This window comes from Enterobacter cloacae complex sp. ECL352, from assembly GCF_020149545.1.
Taxonomy (GTDB): Bacteria; Pseudomonadota; Gammaproteobacteria; order Enterobacterales; family Enterobacteriaceae; genus Enterobacter; species Enterobacter asburiae_B.
In genome coordinates this window covers 1,877,488-1,896,404 of record NZ_CP083709.1, presented here as the reverse complement: position 1 = coordinate 1,896,404, position 18,917 = coordinate 1,877,488, and the positions used below count along the sequence as shown (strand labels likewise).

At 56.2% G+C, this 18,917-nt stretch carries 16 protein-coding genes; 7 read left to right on the top strand and 9 right to left on the bottom strand.

From position 1 onward, the window contains the following. Window positions 1-43: 43 nt before the first annotated feature. The 9 genes from prmA to LBF07_RS09230 form a co-directional block, all read right to left on the bottom strand. Window positions 44-925, bottom strand: coding sequence for a 50S ribosomal protein L11 methyltransferase (gene prmA / locus LBF07_RS09270; RefSeq protein ID WP_039260393.1), 882 nt, complete (start codon window positions 923-925; stop codon window positions 44-46). Window positions 926-936: 11 nt separating this feature from the next. Then, entirely contained in the window at window positions 937-2,388 is a 1,452-nt protein-coding gene (gene panF, locus LBF07_RS09265) for a sodium/pantothenate symporter (RefSeq protein WP_048981157.1), read from the bottom strand. Further along, window positions 2,378-2,620 (bottom strand): YhdT family protein, encoded by a 243-nt coding sequence (locus tag LBF07_RS09260; RefSeq protein ID WP_006178860.1) that lies wholly within the window; start codon window positions 2,618-2,620, stop codon window positions 2,378-2,380. The genes panF and LBF07_RS09260 overlap by 11 nt, the downstream gene beginning before the upstream one ends. Before the next feature lie 108 nt (window positions 2,621-2,728). Beyond that, window positions 2,729-4,078, bottom strand: a complete 1,350-nt coding sequence (accC, locus tag LBF07_RS09255; RefSeq protein WP_023333644.1) for an acetyl-CoA carboxylase biotin carboxylase subunit — start codon at window positions 4,076-4,078, stop codon at window positions 2,729-2,731. Window positions 4,079-4,088: 10 nt separating this feature from the next. Continuing rightward, window positions 4,089-4,550, bottom strand: a complete 462-nt coding sequence (accB, locus tag LBF07_RS09250) for an acetyl-CoA carboxylase biotin carboxyl carrier protein (protein WP_010436174.1) — start codon at window positions 4,548-4,550, stop codon at window positions 4,089-4,091. Window positions 4,551-4,571: 21 nt separating this feature from the next. Continuing rightward, entirely contained in the window at window positions 4,572-5,024 is a 453-nt protein-coding gene (aroQ, locus tag LBF07_RS09245) for a type II 3-dehydroquinate dehydratase (RefSeq protein ID WP_023309405.1), read from the bottom strand. 234 nt (window positions 5,025-5,258) lie between these two features. Then, entirely contained in the window at window positions 5,259-5,858 is a 600-nt protein-coding gene (gene msrQ / locus LBF07_RS09240) for a protein-methionine-sulfoxide reductase heme-binding subunit MsrQ (RefSeq protein ID WP_094934484.1), read from the bottom strand. Then, complete coding sequence (msrP, locus tag LBF07_RS09235; protein WP_032659657.1) at window positions 5,859-6,860, bottom strand: protein-methionine-sulfoxide reductase catalytic subunit MsrP; 1,002 nt, start codon at window positions 6,858-6,860, stop codon at window positions 5,859-5,861. A 77-nt stretch (window positions 6,861-6,937) separates the two neighbouring features. After that, complete coding sequence (locus LBF07_RS09230) at window positions 6,938-7,912, bottom strand: MDR family oxidoreductase (RefSeq protein WP_094934483.1); 975 nt, start codon at window positions 7,910-7,912, stop codon at window positions 6,938-6,940. A 182-nt stretch (window positions 7,913-8,094) separates the two neighbouring features. Between LBF07_RS09230 and csrD the strand changes: the two genes are divergently transcribed. The 7 genes from csrD to yhdP all read left to right on the top strand — a co-directional run bounded on the left by csrD (window position 8,095) and on the right by yhdP (window position 18,836). Continuing rightward, complete coding sequence (csrD, locus tag LBF07_RS09225; RefSeq protein WP_094934482.1) at window positions 8,095-10,035, top strand: RNase E specificity factor CsrD; 1,941 nt, start codon at window positions 8,095-8,097, stop codon at window positions 10,033-10,035. Between the two features lie 282 nt (window positions 10,036-10,317). Next, window positions 10,318-11,361: a rod shape-determining protein MreB gene (mreB, locus tag LBF07_RS09220; protein WP_000913396.1), complete on the top strand. Its 1,044-nt coding sequence runs from the start codon at window positions 10,318-10,320 to the stop codon at window positions 11,359-11,361. Window positions 11,362-11,423: 62 nt separating this feature from the next. Continuing rightward, on the top strand, window positions 11,424-12,440 hold the full coding sequence (gene mreC, locus LBF07_RS09215; RefSeq protein WP_033146767.1) for a rod shape-determining protein MreC: 1,017 nt from the start codon (window positions 11,424-11,426) through the stop codon (window positions 12,438-12,440). Then, the gene (gene mreD / locus LBF07_RS09210; RefSeq protein ID WP_023309399.1) at window positions 12,440-12,928 is read left to right on the top strand and encodes a rod shape-determining protein MreD; all 489 of its coding nucleotides are present in this window, start codon (window positions 12,440-12,442) and stop codon (window positions 12,926-12,928) included. Before mreC ends, mreD begins: the two co-directional genes overlap by 1 nt. A gap of 9 nt (window positions 12,929-12,937) precedes the next feature. Continuing rightward, window positions 12,938-13,531, top strand: a complete 594-nt coding sequence (locus LBF07_RS09205) for a nucleoside triphosphate pyrophosphatase (protein ID WP_023309398.1) — start codon at window positions 12,938-12,940, stop codon at window positions 13,529-13,531. Beyond that, on the top strand, window positions 13,521-14,990 hold the full coding sequence (gene rng, locus LBF07_RS09200; protein WP_010436156.1) for a ribonuclease G: 1,470 nt from the start codon (window positions 13,521-13,523) through the stop codon (window positions 14,988-14,990). Before LBF07_RS09205 ends, rng begins: the two co-directional genes overlap by 11 nt. A 42-nt stretch (window positions 14,991-15,032) precedes the next feature. Further along, a complete protein-coding gene (yhdP, locus tag LBF07_RS09195; RefSeq protein WP_094934481.1) occupies window positions 15,033-18,836 on the top strand; it encodes an AsmA2 domain-containing protein YhdP in 3,804 nt (1,267 codons plus the stop codon). The last annotated feature ends 81 nt before the right edge of the window (window positions 18,837-18,917 follow it).

Below are 18,917 nucleotides of genomic sequence, written 5' to 3'. Positions count from 1 at the left end.
TATCAGAGGGTGAGAGGCGTGGTCAGATGACCACGCCAGATTCTTATTTTTTACGGCCGGTGATGCGGCACCACTCTTCTTTTTCCACCACCGGGTCGAGGGCAAAGAGATCGGCGTAGGCTTCACACACGCTGTCGGCCTGGCTTGCCAGGATACCGGAAAGCCCCAGCAGACCGCCCTCAACGGGCAGCACGCTGATTAACGGAGCCAGTTCGCGCAGTGGGCCCGCCAGAATGTTAGCGACCACCACATCGGCTTTCATGGCTTCTGGCTGAGCATCCGGCAGATACAGCTCCAGACGATCGGAGACGCCGTTACGCTCGGCATTATCGCGGCTGGCCTGAATCGCCTGCGGATCGATATCGATCCCGATGGCTTTTGCCGCGCCCAGCTTCAGGGCTGCAATCGCGAGGATCCCGGATCCGCAGCCGAAGTCGATCACTGTCTTACCGTCCAGATCCAGACCATCCAGCCACTGCAGGCACAGAGACGTGGTTGGGTGAGTACCGGTACCAAACGCCAGACCCGGGTCGAGCATCACGTTGACTGCGCTTTCATCAGGGACATCGCGCCAGCTCGGGCAGATCCACAGACGTTTGCCGAACTGCATCGGGTGGAAGTTATCCATCCACTCGCGTTCCCAGTCTTTGTCTTCCAGCTGTTCGATTTTATGCACGAAACCCGCGCCCAGCAGAGGATGATTCTCCAGAATCGCGACAACCTCTTTCATATCGGTTTCGGCATCAAACAGGCCAATAACGTCGGTATCACCCCACAGGCGGGTTTCGCCCGGCAGCGGCTCAAAGACCGGCGTGTCATGCGTGTCCTGGAAGGTGATAGAGACCGAACCGGCCTCCATCAGCGCATCGCTCAGCTCTTCGGCGTTCGCGCCGGTTGTGTTCAGTTTTAGTTGGATCCACGGCATGGCAAAACTCTTTATTTATCAGTAGAAATCATAGCGGGTTGTGGGACGGGCTGACCGAAACGGTTCCCCACCACAAACGCCAGTAAACTTAGCAGTAACGAAGGCACAATTGGATGGAAGCCCAGGTACTGAATCTTAAACGTTGCGAGGACGGCGTAAAGCACGCCGCCGACAATCATCGCGCTCAGCGCACCGGCGGCATTCGCGCGCTCCCAGTAGAGCCCTAACACCAGCGGCCACAGGAATACCGCTTCAAGCCCACCAAATGCCAGCAGGTTCAGCCAGATGATCATCTCTGGCGGGCGCCACGCGGCTAACAGCAGCAATGCCCCTAACACCAAAGTAATAACGGCCGACATGCGCTTCAGGCGCCGTTCATTCTCTGCCTGCTCAGGACGCAGGTTCAAATAGAGATCTTTTATGATCGTAGCGGAACTTTGCAGCAGCTGAGCGTTGATGGTCGACATAATGGCGGCCATCGGTGCGGCGAGGAAGATCCCGGCGGCAAATGGCGGCAGCACTTTAACCATCAGGGTTGGGATAACCAGATCGGGTACGGTAAGGTCAGGAATAACTGCCCGACCTAACGCGCCCGCCAGGTGCATACCAAACATCAGGATCGCAACCACGATAGTGCCGATAATGATACCTCTGTGCACGGCTTTGCTGTCTTTGTAAGAGATACAGCGTACGGCGGTATGCGGCAGGCCAATCACCCCAAAGCACACCAACACCCAGAACGAGGTCATAAAGGTTGGCGAAAGGATGTCATCCGCGCCCTGCGGCGAAACCAGTTTTGGATCGATCGTCTCGAGCGTTTCAACCGCATGGCTCAGGCCGCCCGCGGCGTGGACGATGCCGACCAGCAGGACAAGAGTGCCGATAAGCATAACCATGCCCTGCATCGTATCGTTCAGCACGCTGGCGCGGAATCCGCCAAACGCGGTATACAGCGCAATGCTGACTCCGAAGATGATCAAGCCTGTCTCGTAGGGAATACCCGCTGCCGTTTCCAGCAGGCGTGCCCCGCCGATAAACTGTACCGTCATTGCGCCAATAAAGGCCACCAGCAGGCTTAAGCTGGCCAGCCACACCAGTAAACGGCTCTGATAGCGGGCAAACAGCATATCGTTGAGCGTCACGGCATTATAACGGCGCGCCAGAATGGCAAATTTTTTACCCAGTATGCCCAGCGAGAGCCAGACGGCAGGAAGCTGGATCATCGCCAGCAGCACCCAGCCTAACCCGTATTTATAGGCCGCACCGGGTCCGCCGATAAACGAACTGGCGCTGATGTAGGTCGCGGTCAGCGTCATGGCCAGCACGACGCCGCCCATCGAGCGGCTGCCCAGAAAATACTCGTTCAGGAAGGTGCCCGTCGTTCTTTTACGCATGGCGTAAACGGATAAACCAAACACCACTAACAAGTAAGCGATAAGCGGCAGAATGACTTCAAGCTGCATCATCGTCCTCCAGCGGAATATCGCGATAGATGAATTTCACCATTGCCCAGCACAGCAGGATGAAGACCAGCGGTACCAGCAGACACGCCATTTCGAACCAGTGCGGCAGGCCAGTGATGCCAATAGCGGAGTCAGGTAAGTAAGCAGTTACTAACCATGCTGCGAGATAGAGAAGGGTCAGCCACAGCGCCCAGCGCGCTTCTTTATGGGCCTGAACAAAACGTTTGTCCATTTTTTGTCCCTTGTGGATGAAGAAAGCGGGGATTGTACATGATGAGGCTTTCCAGGCCCCAGAAATAAAAAAGGCCGGATAATCCGGCCTTTTAGCAACACAGGTTTCTTACTTCTCGTTCAGACCGAGTTTTTTCTCCAGATAGTGGATGTTAGTTCCACCATTCTGGAAGTGCTCGTCGCTCATGATACGCATCTGCAGATCAACGTTGGTTTTGATACCGTCGATGATCAGCTCCTGCAGGGCGTTTTTCATGCGGGCAATCGCCACGTCACGGTTTTCGCCGTAGCAGATAAGCTTGCCGATCATTGAGTCATAGTACGGCGGTACGGTGTAACCGGCGTAGATATGAGACTCCCAGCGCACACCAAAGCCACCCGGCGCGTGGAAACGCGTGATTTTACCCGGGCTTGGCAGGAAGGTGTTCGGGTCTTCGGCGTTGATACGGCACTCTACCGCATGGCCTTTCACCACAACTTCTTCCTGCTTGATGGACAGCGGCTGGCCTGCAGCGATACGCAACTGTTCTTTGATCAGGTCAACGCCGGTGATCATTTCGGTAACCGGGTGTTCAACCTGAATACGGGTGTTCATTTCGATGAAATAGAACTCGCCGTTTTCGAACAGGAACTCAAAGGTACCTGCACCGCGATAGCCGATATCGACACACGCTTTGGAGCAACGCTCGCCGATGTAGCGACGCAGTTCCGGGGTAATGCCCGGTGCTGGTGCTTCTTCGACCACTTTCTGGTGACGACGCTGCATGGAGCAGTCACGTTCTGCCAGATAGATCGCGTTACCCTGACCGTCAGCCAGCACCTGAATTTCGATGTGGCGTGGGTTTTCCAGGTATTTTTCCATGTACACCATGTCATTGCTGAAAGCGGCTTTCGCTTCTGCTTTGGTCATGGAGATGGACTGCGCCAGTTCAGCATCGCTGCGCACAACGCGCATACCGCGACCGCCGCCGCCGCCGGACGCCTTGATGATAACCGGATAGCCAATGCGTTTAGCATGAGCACGGTTAGCATCCATGTCGTCGGTCAGAGGGCCGTCAGAGCCTGGTACGGTTGGAACACCGGCTTTTTTCATCGCGGTGATTGCAGACACTTTGTCGCCCATCAGGCGGATGGTGTCGGCTTTCGGGCCGATGAAGATGAAGCCAGAGCGTTCAACCTGCTCAGCAAAGTTGGCGTTCTCAGAGAGGAAGCCGTAACCCGGATGAATTGCCACCGCGCCGGTGATTTCAGCGGCGCTGATGATAGCCGGGATGTTCAGATAGCTTTTTACGGACGGAGCCGGGCCAATACAGACCGTCTCATCCGCCAGCAATACGTGTTTTAAATCGCGATCCGCGCTTGAGTGCACAGCGACGGTCTTGATGCCCAGTTCTTTACAGGCACGAAGAATACGCAGTGCGATCTCGCCGCGGTTGGCGATAACAATTTTATCCAGCATGTACGCCTCGTTACTCGATGACGACCAGCGGCTCGTCAAATTCAACCGGCTGACCACTTTCGACCAGAATCGCTTTAACAGTACCTGATTTGTCTGCTTCGATCTGGTTCATCATTTTCATCGCTTCAACGATGCACAGGGTATCGCCTACGTTGACTTTCTGACCCACTTCGATGAACGCCTTCGCGTCCGGGCTCGGGGTGCGGTAGAAAGTACCAACCATTGGGGAACGTACGATGTGACCACTGATTTCTGCTGCAGCGGCAGGTGCGGCTTCAGCTGCTGGCGCAACGGCTGCAGAGAGCGCAGGCTGCTGCACTGGCGCAGCATAAGCTTGCTGCATTACCGGGAAGCTAGCGGCTGGGGCTGCACGGCTGATGCGTACAGACTCTTCGCCTTCAGAAATTTCCAGTTCGGAGATGCCTGATTCTTCAACCAGCTCGATCAGTTTTTTAATCTTACGAATATCCATGAGTGGGTTCCGTACTCTTGTTTAGTGTGATTGTGACAAGCGTTTTACCGCTGTCTGTAAAGCGTATGAATAGCCGTCTGCGCCCAGTCCACAGATAACGCCAGCAGCGATATCTGACAGATACGAATGGTGACGGAACGGCTCTCGGGCGTGCACATTACTCAGGTGGATCTCGATAAACGGGATACTCACCGCGAGCAGTGCGTCGCGGATAGCAACACTGGTGTGCGTAAACGCGGCCGGATTGATCAGGATATAGTCCACATTGTCTTTAGCCTGATGAATACGGTCGATGAGTGCGTACTCCGCATTCGACTGAAAATGATCCAAATCCACATTCAGTGACGCTGCTTCCGTTCCCAGACGGTTAACAATTTCACTCAATGTTAGCGTGCCGTACTTCTCTGGCTCACGGGTGCCGAGCATGTTCAGGTTCGGTCCGTTCAAAACTAAGATATGGAATTTATCAGTCATTATGCCGCTATCTCCTGCGATTTTCGGGTAAAAAACAAAATATACCTTCGAAACGCAAATGTCACCTTTTCAGAGGCTTAAAACCGCTGTCAGGCGAACCAAGGTCGCACATTATAACGATTTCGTAGCATTTAGCAGCTAAATACTGGTCTTATCAGGGAAGATTATCAACCGCTATCCGAAAAAGATTTGCGGTTGACGGGTAATCTGCGGGAAAACGCACAGTTTCGCGAACTATCGCAACCACTGGCGGAACTTCTTGTAACGCCATGCCAAAAGCGCCACGGCCGCCAGTGCATAAAGGATTGGCTGCGGCGAGAGGATCTTCACCGACCACAGGTAATGAATGGGAGCGAGGATCGCGACAAGATAGACGAAGTTATGCAGAAGCTGCCAGCGCCTGCCCAGTTTTCGCTGCGCATATTGCGTGGATGTCAGCGCTAACGCCAGTAAAACCACCCAGCTCACGATACCCAGCGTCAGATAAGGACGTGTCACCAGTTCGCGGCCAAGCAGCGCCAGATTGTTAATTCCCAGTTCCAGCAGGGCGTAGCTGGTGAGGTGCAGCGTCGCCCAGGCAAAACACCATAGCCCTAACAGGCGACGGGTGCGTATCAATAAGGGCTGTTTAGCGTAGCGCGCCAGCGGCGAGACGAGCAAGGTGGCCAGCAAAAATTTCAGAGCCATCCGACCGGTAAAATGCTGGATATCCTTCGCCGGGTCTGCGCTAAAGAGCCCCTGGCTTGCGGCCCAGAACAGCCATATAAAAGGAAGCATCCCGGCCAGGTGCAGCAGCACTTTCAGCCAGGTAATCTGTTTTGCCGTTAAACGCACTCAGAAATTCTCCCGTAAGTTGAGACCACGGTAAAGCGAGGCCACTTCATCCGCATAGCCGTTAAACAGCAGCGTCGGCTGGCGCTTCACGTCCAGCGCACCGCCGGAACCGATAAACCGCTCGGTTGCCTGCGACCAGCGCGGATGATCCACGTGCGGGTTAACGTTGGCGAAGAAGCCGTATTCGTCCGGAGCCGCCAGATTCCAGGTGGTTGGCGGACGTTCGCGGGTAAGCTTAATGCTGACGATAGATTTAATCCCTTTGAAACCATATTTCCACGGTACGGTTAAACGGATAGGGGCACCGTTCTGCGGCGGAAGCGCTTTGCCATATACGCCAACGGTCAGCAGGGTGAGGGGGTGCATAGCTTCGTCGAGACGTAGCCCTTCCACATACGGATATTCAAGCCCGCCGCCGATAAACCGATCTTTCTGCCCGGGCATCTCGTCCGGCGCATAGCGCGTCTGGAAAGCGACATATTTTGCATTGCTGGTGGGCTCAACCATCGCCAGCAGTTTATGCAGCGGGAAGCCGACCCAGGGCACCACCATCGACCACGCCTCCACGCAGCGCATGCGATAGATACGCTCTTCGAGCGGGAAACGGGTAGTAAGATCGTGGTGATCCAGCGTCAGGGGTTTCGCCACTTCGCCATCAATTTTCAGCGTCCACGGATCGGTTTTGAGGCTCCCCGCGTTGGCGGCAGGATCGGCCTTATCGAGACCAAATTCGTAGAAGTTGTTGTAGCCGGTAACTTTATCTTCCGGCGTGAGCGTCAGCTTGTTTTGCCATTCGGCCGGTTTCGTAAAGGTGAGCGGGGCGCCGGATGGGGCTTTTGGCCGATCGTTGCCTTTAAACCAGTCGAGCAGGTCGGCGTGTGCCGCGGGAGAGAGCGTCAGGGCTGTGGCGCTGATGCCAAGCATTTTCAGGATCTGGCGGCGCTGTAACATAAAGACAGACTCAGACGTTACGTCGGCTTCCGTCAGTTTTCGGTTTTTCATGGCATCCTCCGTCATGCGTTTTTCTAAGCATGACGGAGGAGAGGGATTCGCGCGAATATGTCACGAAAATTTGAAGATTAGGCGATTTTCACCAGCGCGCGGCCGTGGAACTGGTTGTCCATGATCTTACTGGCGTATTCCGGCGCCTGGCTGAGGGTTATCTCCGTTGCGCTCTGGGTATAGAAAGATTCCGGCAGATCGCGCACCAGCCGTTCCCAGGCTTCATGACGACGGGCCGGCGGGGTCATTACGGAATCCACACCCTGCAGGCGTACGTTACGCAGAATAAATGGCATCACGGTGGTTGGCAGGGCAAATCCGCCCGCCAGACCGCAGGCTGCCACGCATCCGCCGTAGTTCATCTGCGCCAGGACTTTTGCCAGCACCTTATCACCGACGGTATCCACCGCCCCAGCCCAAACCTGTTTTTCCAGCGGACGGGTTTCGGCAAATTCGTCGCGGCTGAGAATGCGGCTGGCGCCGAGCTGGCGCAGATAGTCATGGGTGCTTTCTCGGCCGGAAACCGCAGCGACCTGATAGCCCAGCTTGTGGAGCAGCGTGACTGCCGTGCTGCCCACGCCTCCGCTCGCGCCGGTGACGACAATTTCCCCTGACTCAGGGAGAATACCCGCATCTTCCAGCGCCATCACGCACAGCATGGCGGTAAAGCCTGCCGTGCCGACGATCATCGCCTTGCGGCCATCCATGCCTTTCGGCACAGGCACCAGCCAGTCGCCCTTCACGCGCGCCTGCGTTGCCAGCCCACCCCAGTGATTTTCACCCACGCCCCAGCCGGTGAGCAGTACTTGCTGGCCTGGATGGAAGCGCGGATCCTCGCTGGTATGAACCCGGCCAGCGAAATCGATCCCCGGCACCATAGGGAAATTTCGGATGATTTTACCCTTACCGGTAATAGCCAGCGCATCTTTATAATTTAAACTGGACCAGTCGATGTCGACGGTTACGTCGCCTTCCGGCAGGCGACTCTCTTCAACCGCCTGCACTGAGGCAAGCGTTTTGCCGTCCTGCTGTTCTAAGATCAAAGCCTGCATACGGGGTCCTCACGACTCAGATGATTGGAAAATAATTTCTGAAGACTATACTCGCTCAGGGAAACGCAGTGCCGATTTAACGCAATAAATTGCCAGATACGCCCGATTTGGTAGTATGCCGCATTTGAAATGCAAGTTAGCGCTTACTCGCTACCCCATCAACCCACGGAGTAATCTCAAGGATGCGATTAACGACGAAGTTCTCAGCTTTTATCACCTTGCTGACGGGGCTTACCATTTTTGTCACGCTTCTGGGCTGTTCCCTGAGTTTTTACACCGCCATTCAGGACAAGCTGGTCAACCGGGTACAGTCTGTTGCCTCGGTGATTGATACGCGTCTGCTGACGACGCCCCTACCGGCGCTCTCCCGTGAGCTTGATGAGTTGATGGTACCTGTTGATATCGTTCAGATCGACATTCTGCAGGGAAATCATCGTGTTTTAAGCCATGAACGACCGGGAAGCTATCGCCCCGCGGGCGTGGTAAGCCAGTATCGGGAAGTGACGGTGCATTCCCTTAAAAATCCGGGGATGACCATACACATGGTCTACCTCGATCCGATGGCCAGCTATTTCCGTTCCATGATGACCACCGCACCGCTCACCATCGCTGTTGCGTTTATCGTCCTGCTGATCTTTCTCGCGGTCCGCTGGCTGCGCCGCCAGCTTTCCGGTCAGGAGCTGCTGGAGATGCGATCCGTACGTATCCTGAACGGTGAACGCGGCCCGCAGGTGCGTGGCTCTGTCCACGAGTGGCCGTCACGCGCCAGCAGCGCGCTCGATACCCTGCTCTCCGAAATCCAGTTTGCCAGCGACCAGCGCAGCCGTATGGATACGCTGATCCGCTCTTATGCGGCGCAGGATAATAAAACTGGCCTTAACAACCGTCTTTTCTTTGATAATCAGCTCGCCACGCTGCTCGACGATTCAGAAAAAGTGGGGACACACGGGGTGGTGATGATGATTCGCCTGCCCGATTTCGATCTCCTGCGCGACACCTGGGGACAGCGTGCCGCGGAAGAAAACCTCTTTACGCTGATCAACCTGCTCTCCACCTTTATTATGCGCTACCCGGGCGCGCTGCTGGCCCGCTATCACCGCAGCGACTTTGCCGTGCTGTTGCCTCATCGTACGCTGAAGGAATCCGAAAGCATCGCCAGCCAGCTGCTGAAGGCGGTAGATGCGCTGCCGCAGAGCAAAATGCTCGACAGGGACGATATGGTCCACATGGGGATCTGCGCCTGGCGTGGCGGACAATCGACTGAACAGGTGATGGAGCACGCGGAAGCCGCTACCCGCAACGCCGTGTTGCAGGGGGCCAACGGATGGGCGGTTTACGATGACTCGCTGCCGGAAAAAGGGCGCGGCAACGTGCGCTGGCGCACGCTGATTGAGCAAATGCTTAGCCGCGGCGGGCCACGTATTTATCAAAAACCCGCGGTCATGAAAAACGGCAACGTTCATCACCGTGAACTGATGTGTCGTATTTTTGACGGTATCGAAGAGGTTATATCTGCGGAATATCTGCCGATGGTGCTGCAATTTGGCCTGTCCGAAGAGTATGACCGCCAGCAAATTACCCGACTGATTCCGTTTTTATCCTTCTGGCCTGAAGAAAACCTGGCGTTACAGGTCACCGTGGAGTCGTTAATACGCCCACGTTTTCAGCGCTGGCTACGTGATACGTTAATGCAATGCGAAAAATCGCAACGTAAACACATTATTTTTGAACTTGCTGAGGCCGATGTAGGTCAACACATCAGCCGGTTACGTCCGGTGGTACGTTTGATCAATGCGCTCGGTGCTCGTATCGCTGTGACGCAGGCAGGTTTAACGCTGGTCAGCACCAACTGGATCAAGGAGCTGGATGTGGAGTTATTAAAGCTACATCCGGGGCTGGTAAGGAATATTGAGAAGCGTACGGAAAACCAGCTGCTGGTACAGAGTCTGGTAGAAGCGTGCAAGGGTACGCGAACACAAGTATTCGCCACGGGCGTGCGCTCCAGAAGCGAATGGCAGATGTTAACAGCGCGCGGCGTGATGGGCGGTCAGGGGGATTTTTTTGCTGCCTCTCAACCGCTTGACACCAACGTGAAAAAATATTTGCAAAGATACTCTGTTTGACCTGCCGTTTACGCTGTTTTCACGTAGAATATCGCGCCTGTAGCTTTGAGTATGTCGAGCAAAAAGCCAGTGAACGACCTGTAACGGGTTACAAACGTCAGTGGGGAACGCTACTGTTTACTCAGCCCTGAGGGAATCAGGGGATGATTTTGTAACATCAGGAAACGTACTGCACAAATTTTCACCGTTGCAGATGATTTTTGCGCCTTGTCGCTGCTGCGTGTGGTTGGTAAAGTAAGCGGATTTTGTTTTCCGCCCCAGCTTTCAGGATTATCCCTTAGTATGTTGAAAAAATTTCGTGGCATGTTTTCCAATGACCTGTCCATTGACCTGGGTACCGCGAATACCCTTATTTATGTAAAAGGACAAGGCATCGTATTGAATGAGCCTTCCGTTGTGGCCATTCGTCAGGATCGTGCAGGCTCGCCGAAAAGCGTTGCTGCAGTGGGTCATGACGCGAAGCAGATGCTGGGTCGTACCCCTGGCAACATCGCCGCCATTCGCCCAATGAAAGACGGCGTTATCGCCGACTTCTTCGTGACTGAAAAAATGCTTCAGCACTTCATCAAGCAGGTTCACAGCAACAGCTTCATGCGTCCAAGCCCGCGTGTTCTGGTGTGTGTGCCGGTTGGCGCAACCCAGGTAGAGCGTCGCGCAATCCGTGAATCTGCCCAGGGTGCAGGTGCACGTGAAGTGTTCCTGATTGAAGAGCCAATGGCTGCGGCCATCGGTGCGGGCCTGCCTGTTTCCGAAGCTACCGGTTCTATGGTGGTGGATATCGGTGGTGGTACCACTGAAGTGGCCGTTATCTCTCTGAACGGCGTGGTGTACTCCTCTTCCGTACGTATCGGTGGTGACCGCTTCGATGAAGCCATCATTAATTATGTGCGCCGTAACTACGGCTCTCTGATTGGTGAAGCCACCGCAGAGCGTATCAAACACGAAATCGGCTCTGCGTATCCGGGCGATGAAGTGCGTGAGATCGAAGTACGTGGCCGTAACCTGGCTGAAGGTGTTCCACGCGGTTTCACCCTGAACTCCAACGAAATTCTGGAAGCTCTGCAGGAACCACTGACGGGCATCGTGAGCGCGGTAATGGTTGCGCTGGAACAGTGTCCACCAGAGCTGGCGTCCGATATCTCCGAGCGCGGTATGGTTCTGACCGGTGGTGGTGCGCTGCTGCGTAACCTCGACCGCCTGTTAATGGAAGAGACAGGTATTCCTGTCGTAGTTGCAGAAGATCCACTGACTTGCGTCGCCCGTGGTGGTGGCAAGGCGCTGGAAATGATCGACATGCACGGCGGCGATTTGTTCAGCGAAGAGTAGTCGAGTTTGAGAGGGTAGCAATTTGCTACCCTTTCTCTCTGACGCGAGAATACGCATAGCCTATGAAGCCAATTTTTAGCCGTGGCCCATCGCTACAGTTTCGCCTTATTCTGGCGGTTCTGGTTGCGCTTGGGGTCATTATTGCCGATAGCCGCCTCGGTACGTTCAGCCAGATCAGAACGTACATGGATACCGCCGTCAGTCCTTTCTACTTTGTTTCAAATGGTCCCCGTGAACTGCTCGACTCCGTTTCTCAAACGCTGTCTTCGCGCGACCAACTCGAACTCGAAAACCGGGCATTACGTCAGGAACTGCTGCTGAAAAACAGTGAACTGCTGATGCTGGGGCAATACAAGCAGGAAAACGCGCGTCTGCGTGAGCTGCTCGGCTCGCCGCTGCGTCAGGATGAGCAGAAAATGGTCACGCAGGTGATCTCCACCGTGAACGACCCCTACAGCGATCAGGTTGTGATCGACAAAGGGAGCGTGAACGGGGTGTATGAAGGTCAGCCTGTTATCAGCGATAAAGGCGTTGTGGGCCAGGTTGTTGCCGTGGCTAAACTGACCAGCCGCGTGCTGCTGATTTGCGATGCCACGCATGCGCTGCCGATCCAGGTTCTGCGCAACGACATCCGCGTGATTGCGGCTGGTAACGGCTGTACGGACGACCTGCAGCTGGAACACCTGCCTGCTAACACGGATATTCGCGTGGGCGACGTGCTGGTGACGTCCGGCCTGGGTGGACGCTTCCCTGAAGGCTATCCGGTTGCGGTGGTCTCTTCGGTCAAGCTGGACACCCAGCGTGCCTATACCGTGATTCAGGCCCGTCCAACCGCCGGTTTGCAGCGTCTGCGCTATCTGCTGCTGCTGTGGGGCGCCGATCGTAACGGTTCTAATCCGATGACGCCTGAAGAGGTGCATCGCGTGGCGAACGAGCGCCTGATGCAGATGATGCCGCAGGTTCTCCCGCCTGCGGATTCCATGGGGCCGCCTGCGCCAGTACCGGCGCCGGCAACCGGGTTAACGCAGCCGCTGCCGGATGCGCCGCCACCGCCTAAACTCTCTTCGGGAGGGCAGTAGTGGCAAGCTATCGTAGCCAGGGACGCTGGGTCATCTGGCTCTCGTTTCTCATTGCACTGTTACTGCAAGTGATGCCCTGGCCGGATGACATTCTCGTTTTCCGGCCAAACTGGGTATTACTCATTTTACTCTACTGGATCCTTGCCCTGCCGCATCGCGTAAATGTCGGCACAGGTTTTGTGATGGGTGCCATACTGGATCTCATTAGCGGCTCTACGCTTGGCGTGCGCGCCTTGTCCATGAGCATTATTGCGTACCTCGTCGCACTCAAATTCCAGCTCTTTCGTAACCTTGCGCTCTGGCAACAGGCCCTGGTAGTGATGCTATTGTCGCTCGCTGCGGATATCGTTGTTTTCTGGGCAGAGTTTTTAGTGATCAACGTCTCTTTCCGACCGGAAGTGTTCTGGAGTAGTGTAGTAAACGGTGTGCTCTGGCCTTGGTTATTCCTGCTGATGCGTAAGGTTCGCCAGCAGTTTGCTGTGCAATAAAAGGTTTCTATGACGTCTTTGTATCTCGCTTCCGGCTCCCCGCGCCGTCAGGAACTCCTGACGCAGCTAGGCGTCTCTTTTGAACGCATCGTTACCGGCATTGAAGAAAAACGTGCTGAGGGCGAAAGCGCTCAACAGTACGTGTCTCGCCTGGCGCGCGAGAAAGCGCAGGCGGGCGTGGCCAGTGTGCCACGCGATCTTCCCGTGCTGGGAGCAGATACCATCGTGATTCTGAACGGTGAAGTGCTTGAGAAACCGCGCGATGCCGATCATGCGGCGCGCATGCTGCACAAAATGTCCGGACAAACGCATCAGGTGATGACGGCCGTCGCCCTGGCTGACCGCCAGCACGTGCTGGATTGCCTGGTGGTGACCGAAGTGACGTTCAGAGTACTTACCGACGACGACATCGCCGCTTATATTGCCAGCGGTGAACCAATGGATAAAGCAGGTGCATACGGTATTCAGGGGCTGGGTGGCTGTTTTGTCAGGAAGATTAATGGCAGCTATCACGCCGTAGTCGGCTTACCGCTGGTGGAAACGTATGAGTTGCTGAGCAATTTTAACTCACTGCGTGAGGGAAGGGATAATTATGACGGCTGAATTGTTGGTAAACGTAACGCCATCGGAAACCCGTGTGGCCTATATTGATGGTGGTATTCTTCAGGAAATTCATATTGAGCGTGAAGCGCGGCGCGGAATAGTAGGCAATATCTACAAAGGTCGTGTCAGTCGTGTACTACCGGGTATGCAGGCGGCTTTTGTAGATATTGGACTGGATAAGGCGGCATTTTTACATGCCTCCGATATCATGCCGCACACTGAGTGCGTCGCGGGCGAAGAGCAAAAGCAGTTTGCCGTGCGCGATATTTCTGAACTGGTGCGTCAGGGACAGGATCTGATGGTGCAGGTGGTGAAAGACCCCCTCGGTACCAAAGGCGCCCGTCTGACCACCGACATCACCTTACCTTCCCGCTATCTGGTGTTTATGCCCGGCGCGTCGCACGTGGGCGTTTCGCAGCGTATTGAGAGCGAAACCGAGCGCGAGCGTCTGAAGAAAGTGGTCAGCGCCTACTGCGATGAACAGGGCGGGTTTATCATCCGTACCGCTGCGGAAGGGATCAGCGAAGAAGACCTGGCGTCGGATGCGGCTTATCTGAAGCGCGTCTGGACCAAGGTGATGGAGCGTAAAAAACGCAACCAGACCCGCTACCAGCTCTACGGTGAACTGGCCCTTGCTCAGCGCGTTCTGCGCGACTTTGCTGATGCCCAGCTCGACCGCATTCGCGTGGACTCGCGTCTGACCTATGAAGCGCTGCTGGAGTTTACCGCCGAATATATCCCGGAGATGCCTGGCCTGCTGGAGCATTATTCAGGGCGTCAGCCGATCTTCGATCTCTATGATGTCGAAAACGAGATCCAGCGCGCGCTGGAGCGTAAGGTCGAGCTGAAGTCAGGCGGCTATCTGATCATCGATCAGACCGAAGCGATGACCACCGTCGATATCAACACCGGCGCGTTTGTCGGCCATCGCAACCTCGATGACACCATCTTCAACACCAACATCGAAGCCACGCAGGCGATTGCGCGCCAGCTTCGTCTGCGCAATCTGGGCGGCATTATCATCATCGACTTTATCGATATGAGTAATGAAGACCATCGTCGCCGCGTGCTGCACTCGCTTGAGCAGGCGCTGAGCAAAGACCGCGTGAAAACCAGCATTAACGGCTTCTCGCAGCTGGGGCTGGTGGAAATGACGCGTAAGCGTACCCGCGAGAGCGTTGAGCATGTGCTGTGTAATGAATGCCCAACCTGCCATGGGCGCGGAACGGTAAAGACGGTTGAGACCGTCTGCTACGAAATTATGCGTGAAATCGTTCGTGTCCATCATGCCTACGACTCCGATCGTTTTCTGGTCTATGCTTCCCCTGCGGTGGCTGAAGCGCTGAAAGGTGAAGAGTCGCACGCGCTGGCGGAAGTGGAAATCTTTGTCGGCAAACAGGTAAAAGTACAAATTGAACCGCTCTATAACCAGGAGCAGTTTGACGTCGTGATGATGTAAGACGCAGTACGCTGCGTGACGAAAGCTGACAAGGAGAGATGCGTGAGGCGATTGCCGGGGATTTTATTGCTTACAGGGGCAACGCTGGTCGTGATTGTCGCGTTGCTCGTGAGCGGGCTACGCCTCGTATTACCGCATCTGGACAGCTGGCGTCCGCAGCTGCTGGCTAAAATCGAATCCACCACCGGCGTGCCGGTGAACGTAAGCCAGATTAGCGCTAACTGGCAGAATTTTGGCCCGACGCTCGATGTCCGGGATATCAACGCCAGCCTCAAAGATGGCGGCCACCTGAAAATCAAACGCGTGACCCTGGCGCTGGACGTCTGGCAAAGCCTGCTGCATCTGCGCTGGCAGTTTCGCGATCTCACCTTTTATCAACTCCAGTTCCTGACCAATACGCCTCTGTCCGGCGGCGATAGCGGTCAGGGTCTGGAAGCCAACCGCTTCAGCGATCTTTTCCTCCGTCAGTTCGATCACTTCGATCTGCGCGACAGCGAAGTGAGCTTCATTACCCTCTCCGGCCAGCGCGCCGAACTGGCGATCCCCCAGCTGACATGGCTCAACGGTAAAGAACGTCACCGCGCCGAGGGGCAGGTCAATCTCTCAAGCCTGAACGGCCAGCACGGCGTGATGCAGGTGCGCATGGATCTGCGGGACGATGACGGCCTGTTAAACAACGGCAAAGTCTGGCTGCAGGCCGATGATGTGGACGTGAAGCCGTGGCTGGGCGACTGGCTCCAGCAAAATATGCAGCTGGAGACTGCCCGCTTCAGCCTTGAAGGCTGGCTGACCCTGACCAAAGGCGAATTTGCCAGCGGCGATATCTGGCTTAAGCAGGGGGGGGCCAGCTGGAAAGGCGAAAAACAGCAGCATCAGCTTTCCGTCGATAACCTCACCGCGCACGTGACGCAGGAGAAAGAGGGCTGGCAGTTTGCCATTCCGGATACGCGCATCACCATGGACGGCAAGCCGTGGCCGCGCGGTGCGCTGACGCTGGCCTGGATGCCGGAGCAGGACGTCGGCGGCACGGCCAGTAAACGCAGCGACGAGCTGCGCATCCGCGCCAGCAACCTCGATTTGGCTGCCATTGAAGGCCTGCGCTCGATGGCGGCAAAACTCTCTCCGGATCTGGGCGAGATCTGGCTGGCAACGCAGCCGAGCGGGAGAATAGACGCTCTGGCGCTGGATATCCCGCTCCAGGCGACGGAAAAAACCCGCTTCCAGGCAACGTGGAAAGATCTTGCCTGGAAGCAGTGGAAGCTGCTGCCGGGGGCGGAGCACTTTAGCGGCAAGCTGGAAGGCAGCGTGGAAAACGGCAGGCTAACGGTTGATATGCACGATGCCAAAATGCCTTACGAGACGGTCTTCCGCGCGCCGCTGGAAATCGAACAGGGCAGCGCGGTGCTTAACTGGCTCCGTAACGACAAGGGCTTCCAGCTTGATGGCCGCCATATCGACGTGAAAGCCAAAGCGGTGCACGCGCGCGGCGATTTCCGCTATCTGCAGCCTGTAGGTGACGAGCCGTGGCTGGGCATTCTGGCCGGGATCAGCACCGATGACGGCTCTCAGGCCTGGCGCTACTTCCCGGAAAACCTGATGGGAAAAGCCCTGGTGGACTATCTCAGCGGCGCGATTCAGGGCGGTCAGGCGGACAATGCCACGCTGGTGTACGGCGGTAACCCGCATCTTTTCCCGTACAAACATAATGAAGGCCAGTTCCAGGTGCTGGTGCCGCTGCATAACGCGACATTTGCGTTCCAGCCCGGCTGGCCCGCGCTGAAAGACCTGGATATCGAGCTCAACTTCCTCAATGACGGACTATGGATGAAGTCCGACAGCGTGGCGCTGGGCGGCGTGACGGCCAGCAACCTGACGGCCAACATCCCGGATTACTCCAAAGAGAAGCTGCTGATTGATGCCGACATCAATGGCCCGGGCAAAGCGGTGGGGCCGTACTTTGAGGAGACGCCCCTGAAAGATTCGCTGGCGGCGACGCTCCAGCAGCTACAGCTTGATGGCGATGTGAATGCTCGCTTACATCTTGATATCCCGCTGGACGGCGAGATGACCACCGCCAAAGGCGACGTCCGCCTTAAGAACGACAGCCTGTTCATCAAACCCCTTGATAGCACGCTGAAAAATCTCAGCGGGCAGTTCAGCTTTGACAACGGAAACCTGAAGAGCGAGCCGCTTACGGCCAGCTGGTTTAATCAGCCCGTTAATATCGACTTCACGACCACCGAGGGTGAAAAGGCTTATCAGGTAGCCGTCAATCTGGACGGTAACTGGCAGCCAGCGCGCATGGAGGTCCTGCCGAAACCCATTGAGGCGTCAGTGCAGGGCGCAGTCGCCTGGCAGGGTAAAGTGGCAATCGACCTGCCTTATCACGCGGGTGCCCAGTATAAGGTCGACATCACGGGCGATCTGAAAAACCTTCAGAGCCAGCTGCCTGCGCCGCTGGATAAACAGGCCGGACAGCCGCTGCCGGTAAAGCTGAACGTCGATGGCAACCTGAACAGCTTCGCGCTGACCGGAAGCGCGGGCGGGACAAACCACTTCAACAGCCGCTGGCTGCTTAACCGCAAGCTCACCCTCGACAAAGCCATCTGGACAACGGATAGCCGCTCCACGCCGCCTCTGCCGGAGCAGGCGGGCATTGAGCTGAATCTCCCGCCGATGGACGGTGCAGAGTGGCTGGCGCTGTTCCAGAAAGGCGTTGGGCAAAACGTTGATGAAACCGCCCAGTTCCCGCAAGCCATTACCGTACGCACGCCGTCACTGATGCTGGGCGGGCAGCAGTGGAACAACCTGAGCCTGGTTTCACAGCCTGGCGCTAACGGCACGAAGGTGGAGGCCCAGGGAAGGGAGATCAACGGCACGCTGACCATGCGCAATCACGCGCCGTGGCAGGCGGCGATCCGCTACCTCTACTACAACCCGGCAAGCGCCGCGAGCGGGAAAGATAAACCGGCAGAAGCGTCGCCGCTGAGTAATGTCTCCCGCGTCGATTTTAGCGGCTGGCCCGATCTCCAGTTACGCTGTGCAGAGTGCTGGCTGTGGGGGCAGAAATACGGCCGTATTGACGGTGATTTCACTATTCAGGCCAACACGCTTACGCTCTCCGGCGGCCTGGTTGATACCGGTTTTGGCCGCATGACGGCCGCAGGGGAATGGGTGAACAACCCGGGCGAGCAGCGAACGTCCCTGAAGGGCGACATTAAAGGCAACAAGCTGGATGCGGCAGCCAATTTCTTTGGAATCAGCACGCCGCTGCGCGGCTCGTCGTTTGACGTCGATTACGATCTTCACTGGCGTGACGCCCCGTGGAAGCCGGATGAGGCCTCGCTGAACGGCATTCTGAAAACCCGCTTCGGCAAAGGTGAAATTGCCGACGTGAGCACGGGGCGCGCCGGGCAGATCCTGCGCCTGCTGAGTTTTGATGCGCTGCTGCGCAAGCTGCGCTTCGATTTCAGCGATACCTTCAGCGAAGGTTTCTACTACGATTCCATCCGCAGCACGGCGTGGATCAAGGACGGCGTTCTGCATACGGACGACACGCTGGTGGATGGCCTGGAAGCGGATATCGCTATGAAAGGCTCCGTTAACCTCGTGCGTCGCGAGCTGGATATGGAAGCCGTGGTGGCGCCGGAAATTTCCGCGAGCGTGGGCGTGGCGGCGGCCTTTGTGGTGAACCCGATTGTCGGTGCGGCAGTGTTTGCCGCCAGCAAAGTGCTGGGGCCGCTGTGGAGCAAGGTCTCCATTCTGCGCTACCGCATTACCGGTCCGGTAGATAAACCGCAGATTAACGAGGTGCTGCGCCAGCCGCGCAAAGATGCACAGCAATGATTTGACGTGGGCAGGTAATTGCCTCACTCTCAATAAATACGATCTTTATACCGCCACGGGCGGCAACGAACGAGTAGCAAT

Bases quoted from the DNA above. Each gene is read 5' to 3' on its own strand.
- prmA (WP_039260393.1), bottom strand. From the start codon at position 925: ATGCCGTGGATCCAACTAAAACTGAACACAACCGGCGCGAACGCCGAA.
- panF (WP_048981157.1), bottom strand. From the start codon at position 2,388: ATGCAGCTTGAAGTCATTCTGCCGCTTATCGCTTACTTGTTAGTGGTG.
- LBF07_RS09260 (WP_006178860.1), bottom strand. From the start codon at position 2,620: ATGGACAAACGTTTTGTTCAGGCCCATAAAGAAGCGCGCTGGGCGCTG.
- accC (WP_023333644.1), bottom strand. From the start codon at position 4,078: ATGCTGGATAAAATTGTTATCGCCAACCGCGGCGAGATCGCACTGCGT.
- accB (WP_010436174.1), bottom strand. From the start codon at position 4,550: ATGGATATTCGTAAGATTAAAAAACTGATCGAGCTGGTTGAAGAATCA.
- aroQ (WP_023309405.1), bottom strand. From the start codon at position 5,024: ATGACTGATAAATTCCATATCTTAGTTTTGAACGGACCGAACCTGAAC.
- msrP (WP_032659657.1), bottom strand. From the start codon at position 6,860: ATGAAAAACCGAAAACTGACGGAAGCCGACGTAACGTCTGAGTCTGTC.
- LBF07_RS09230 (WP_094934483.1), bottom strand. From the start codon at position 7,912: ATGCAGGCTTTGATCTTAGAACAGCAGGACGGCAAAACGCTTGCCTCA.
- csrD (WP_094934482.1), top strand. From the start codon at position 8,095: ATGCGATTAACGACGAAGTTCTCAGCTTTTATCACCTTGCTGACGGGG.
- mreB (WP_000913396.1), top strand. From the start codon at position 10,318: ATGTTGAAAAAATTTCGTGGCATGTTTTCCAATGACCTGTCCATTGAC.
- mreC (WP_033146767.1), top strand. From the start codon at position 11,424: ATGAAGCCAATTTTTAGCCGTGGCCCATCGCTACAGTTTCGCCTTATT.
- LBF07_RS09205 (WP_023309398.1), top strand. From the start codon at position 12,938: ATGACGTCTTTGTATCTCGCTTCCGGCTCCCCGCGCCGTCAGGAACTC.
- rng (WP_010436156.1), top strand. From the start codon at position 13,521: ATGACGGCTGAATTGTTGGTAAACGTAACGCCATCGGAAACCCGTGTG.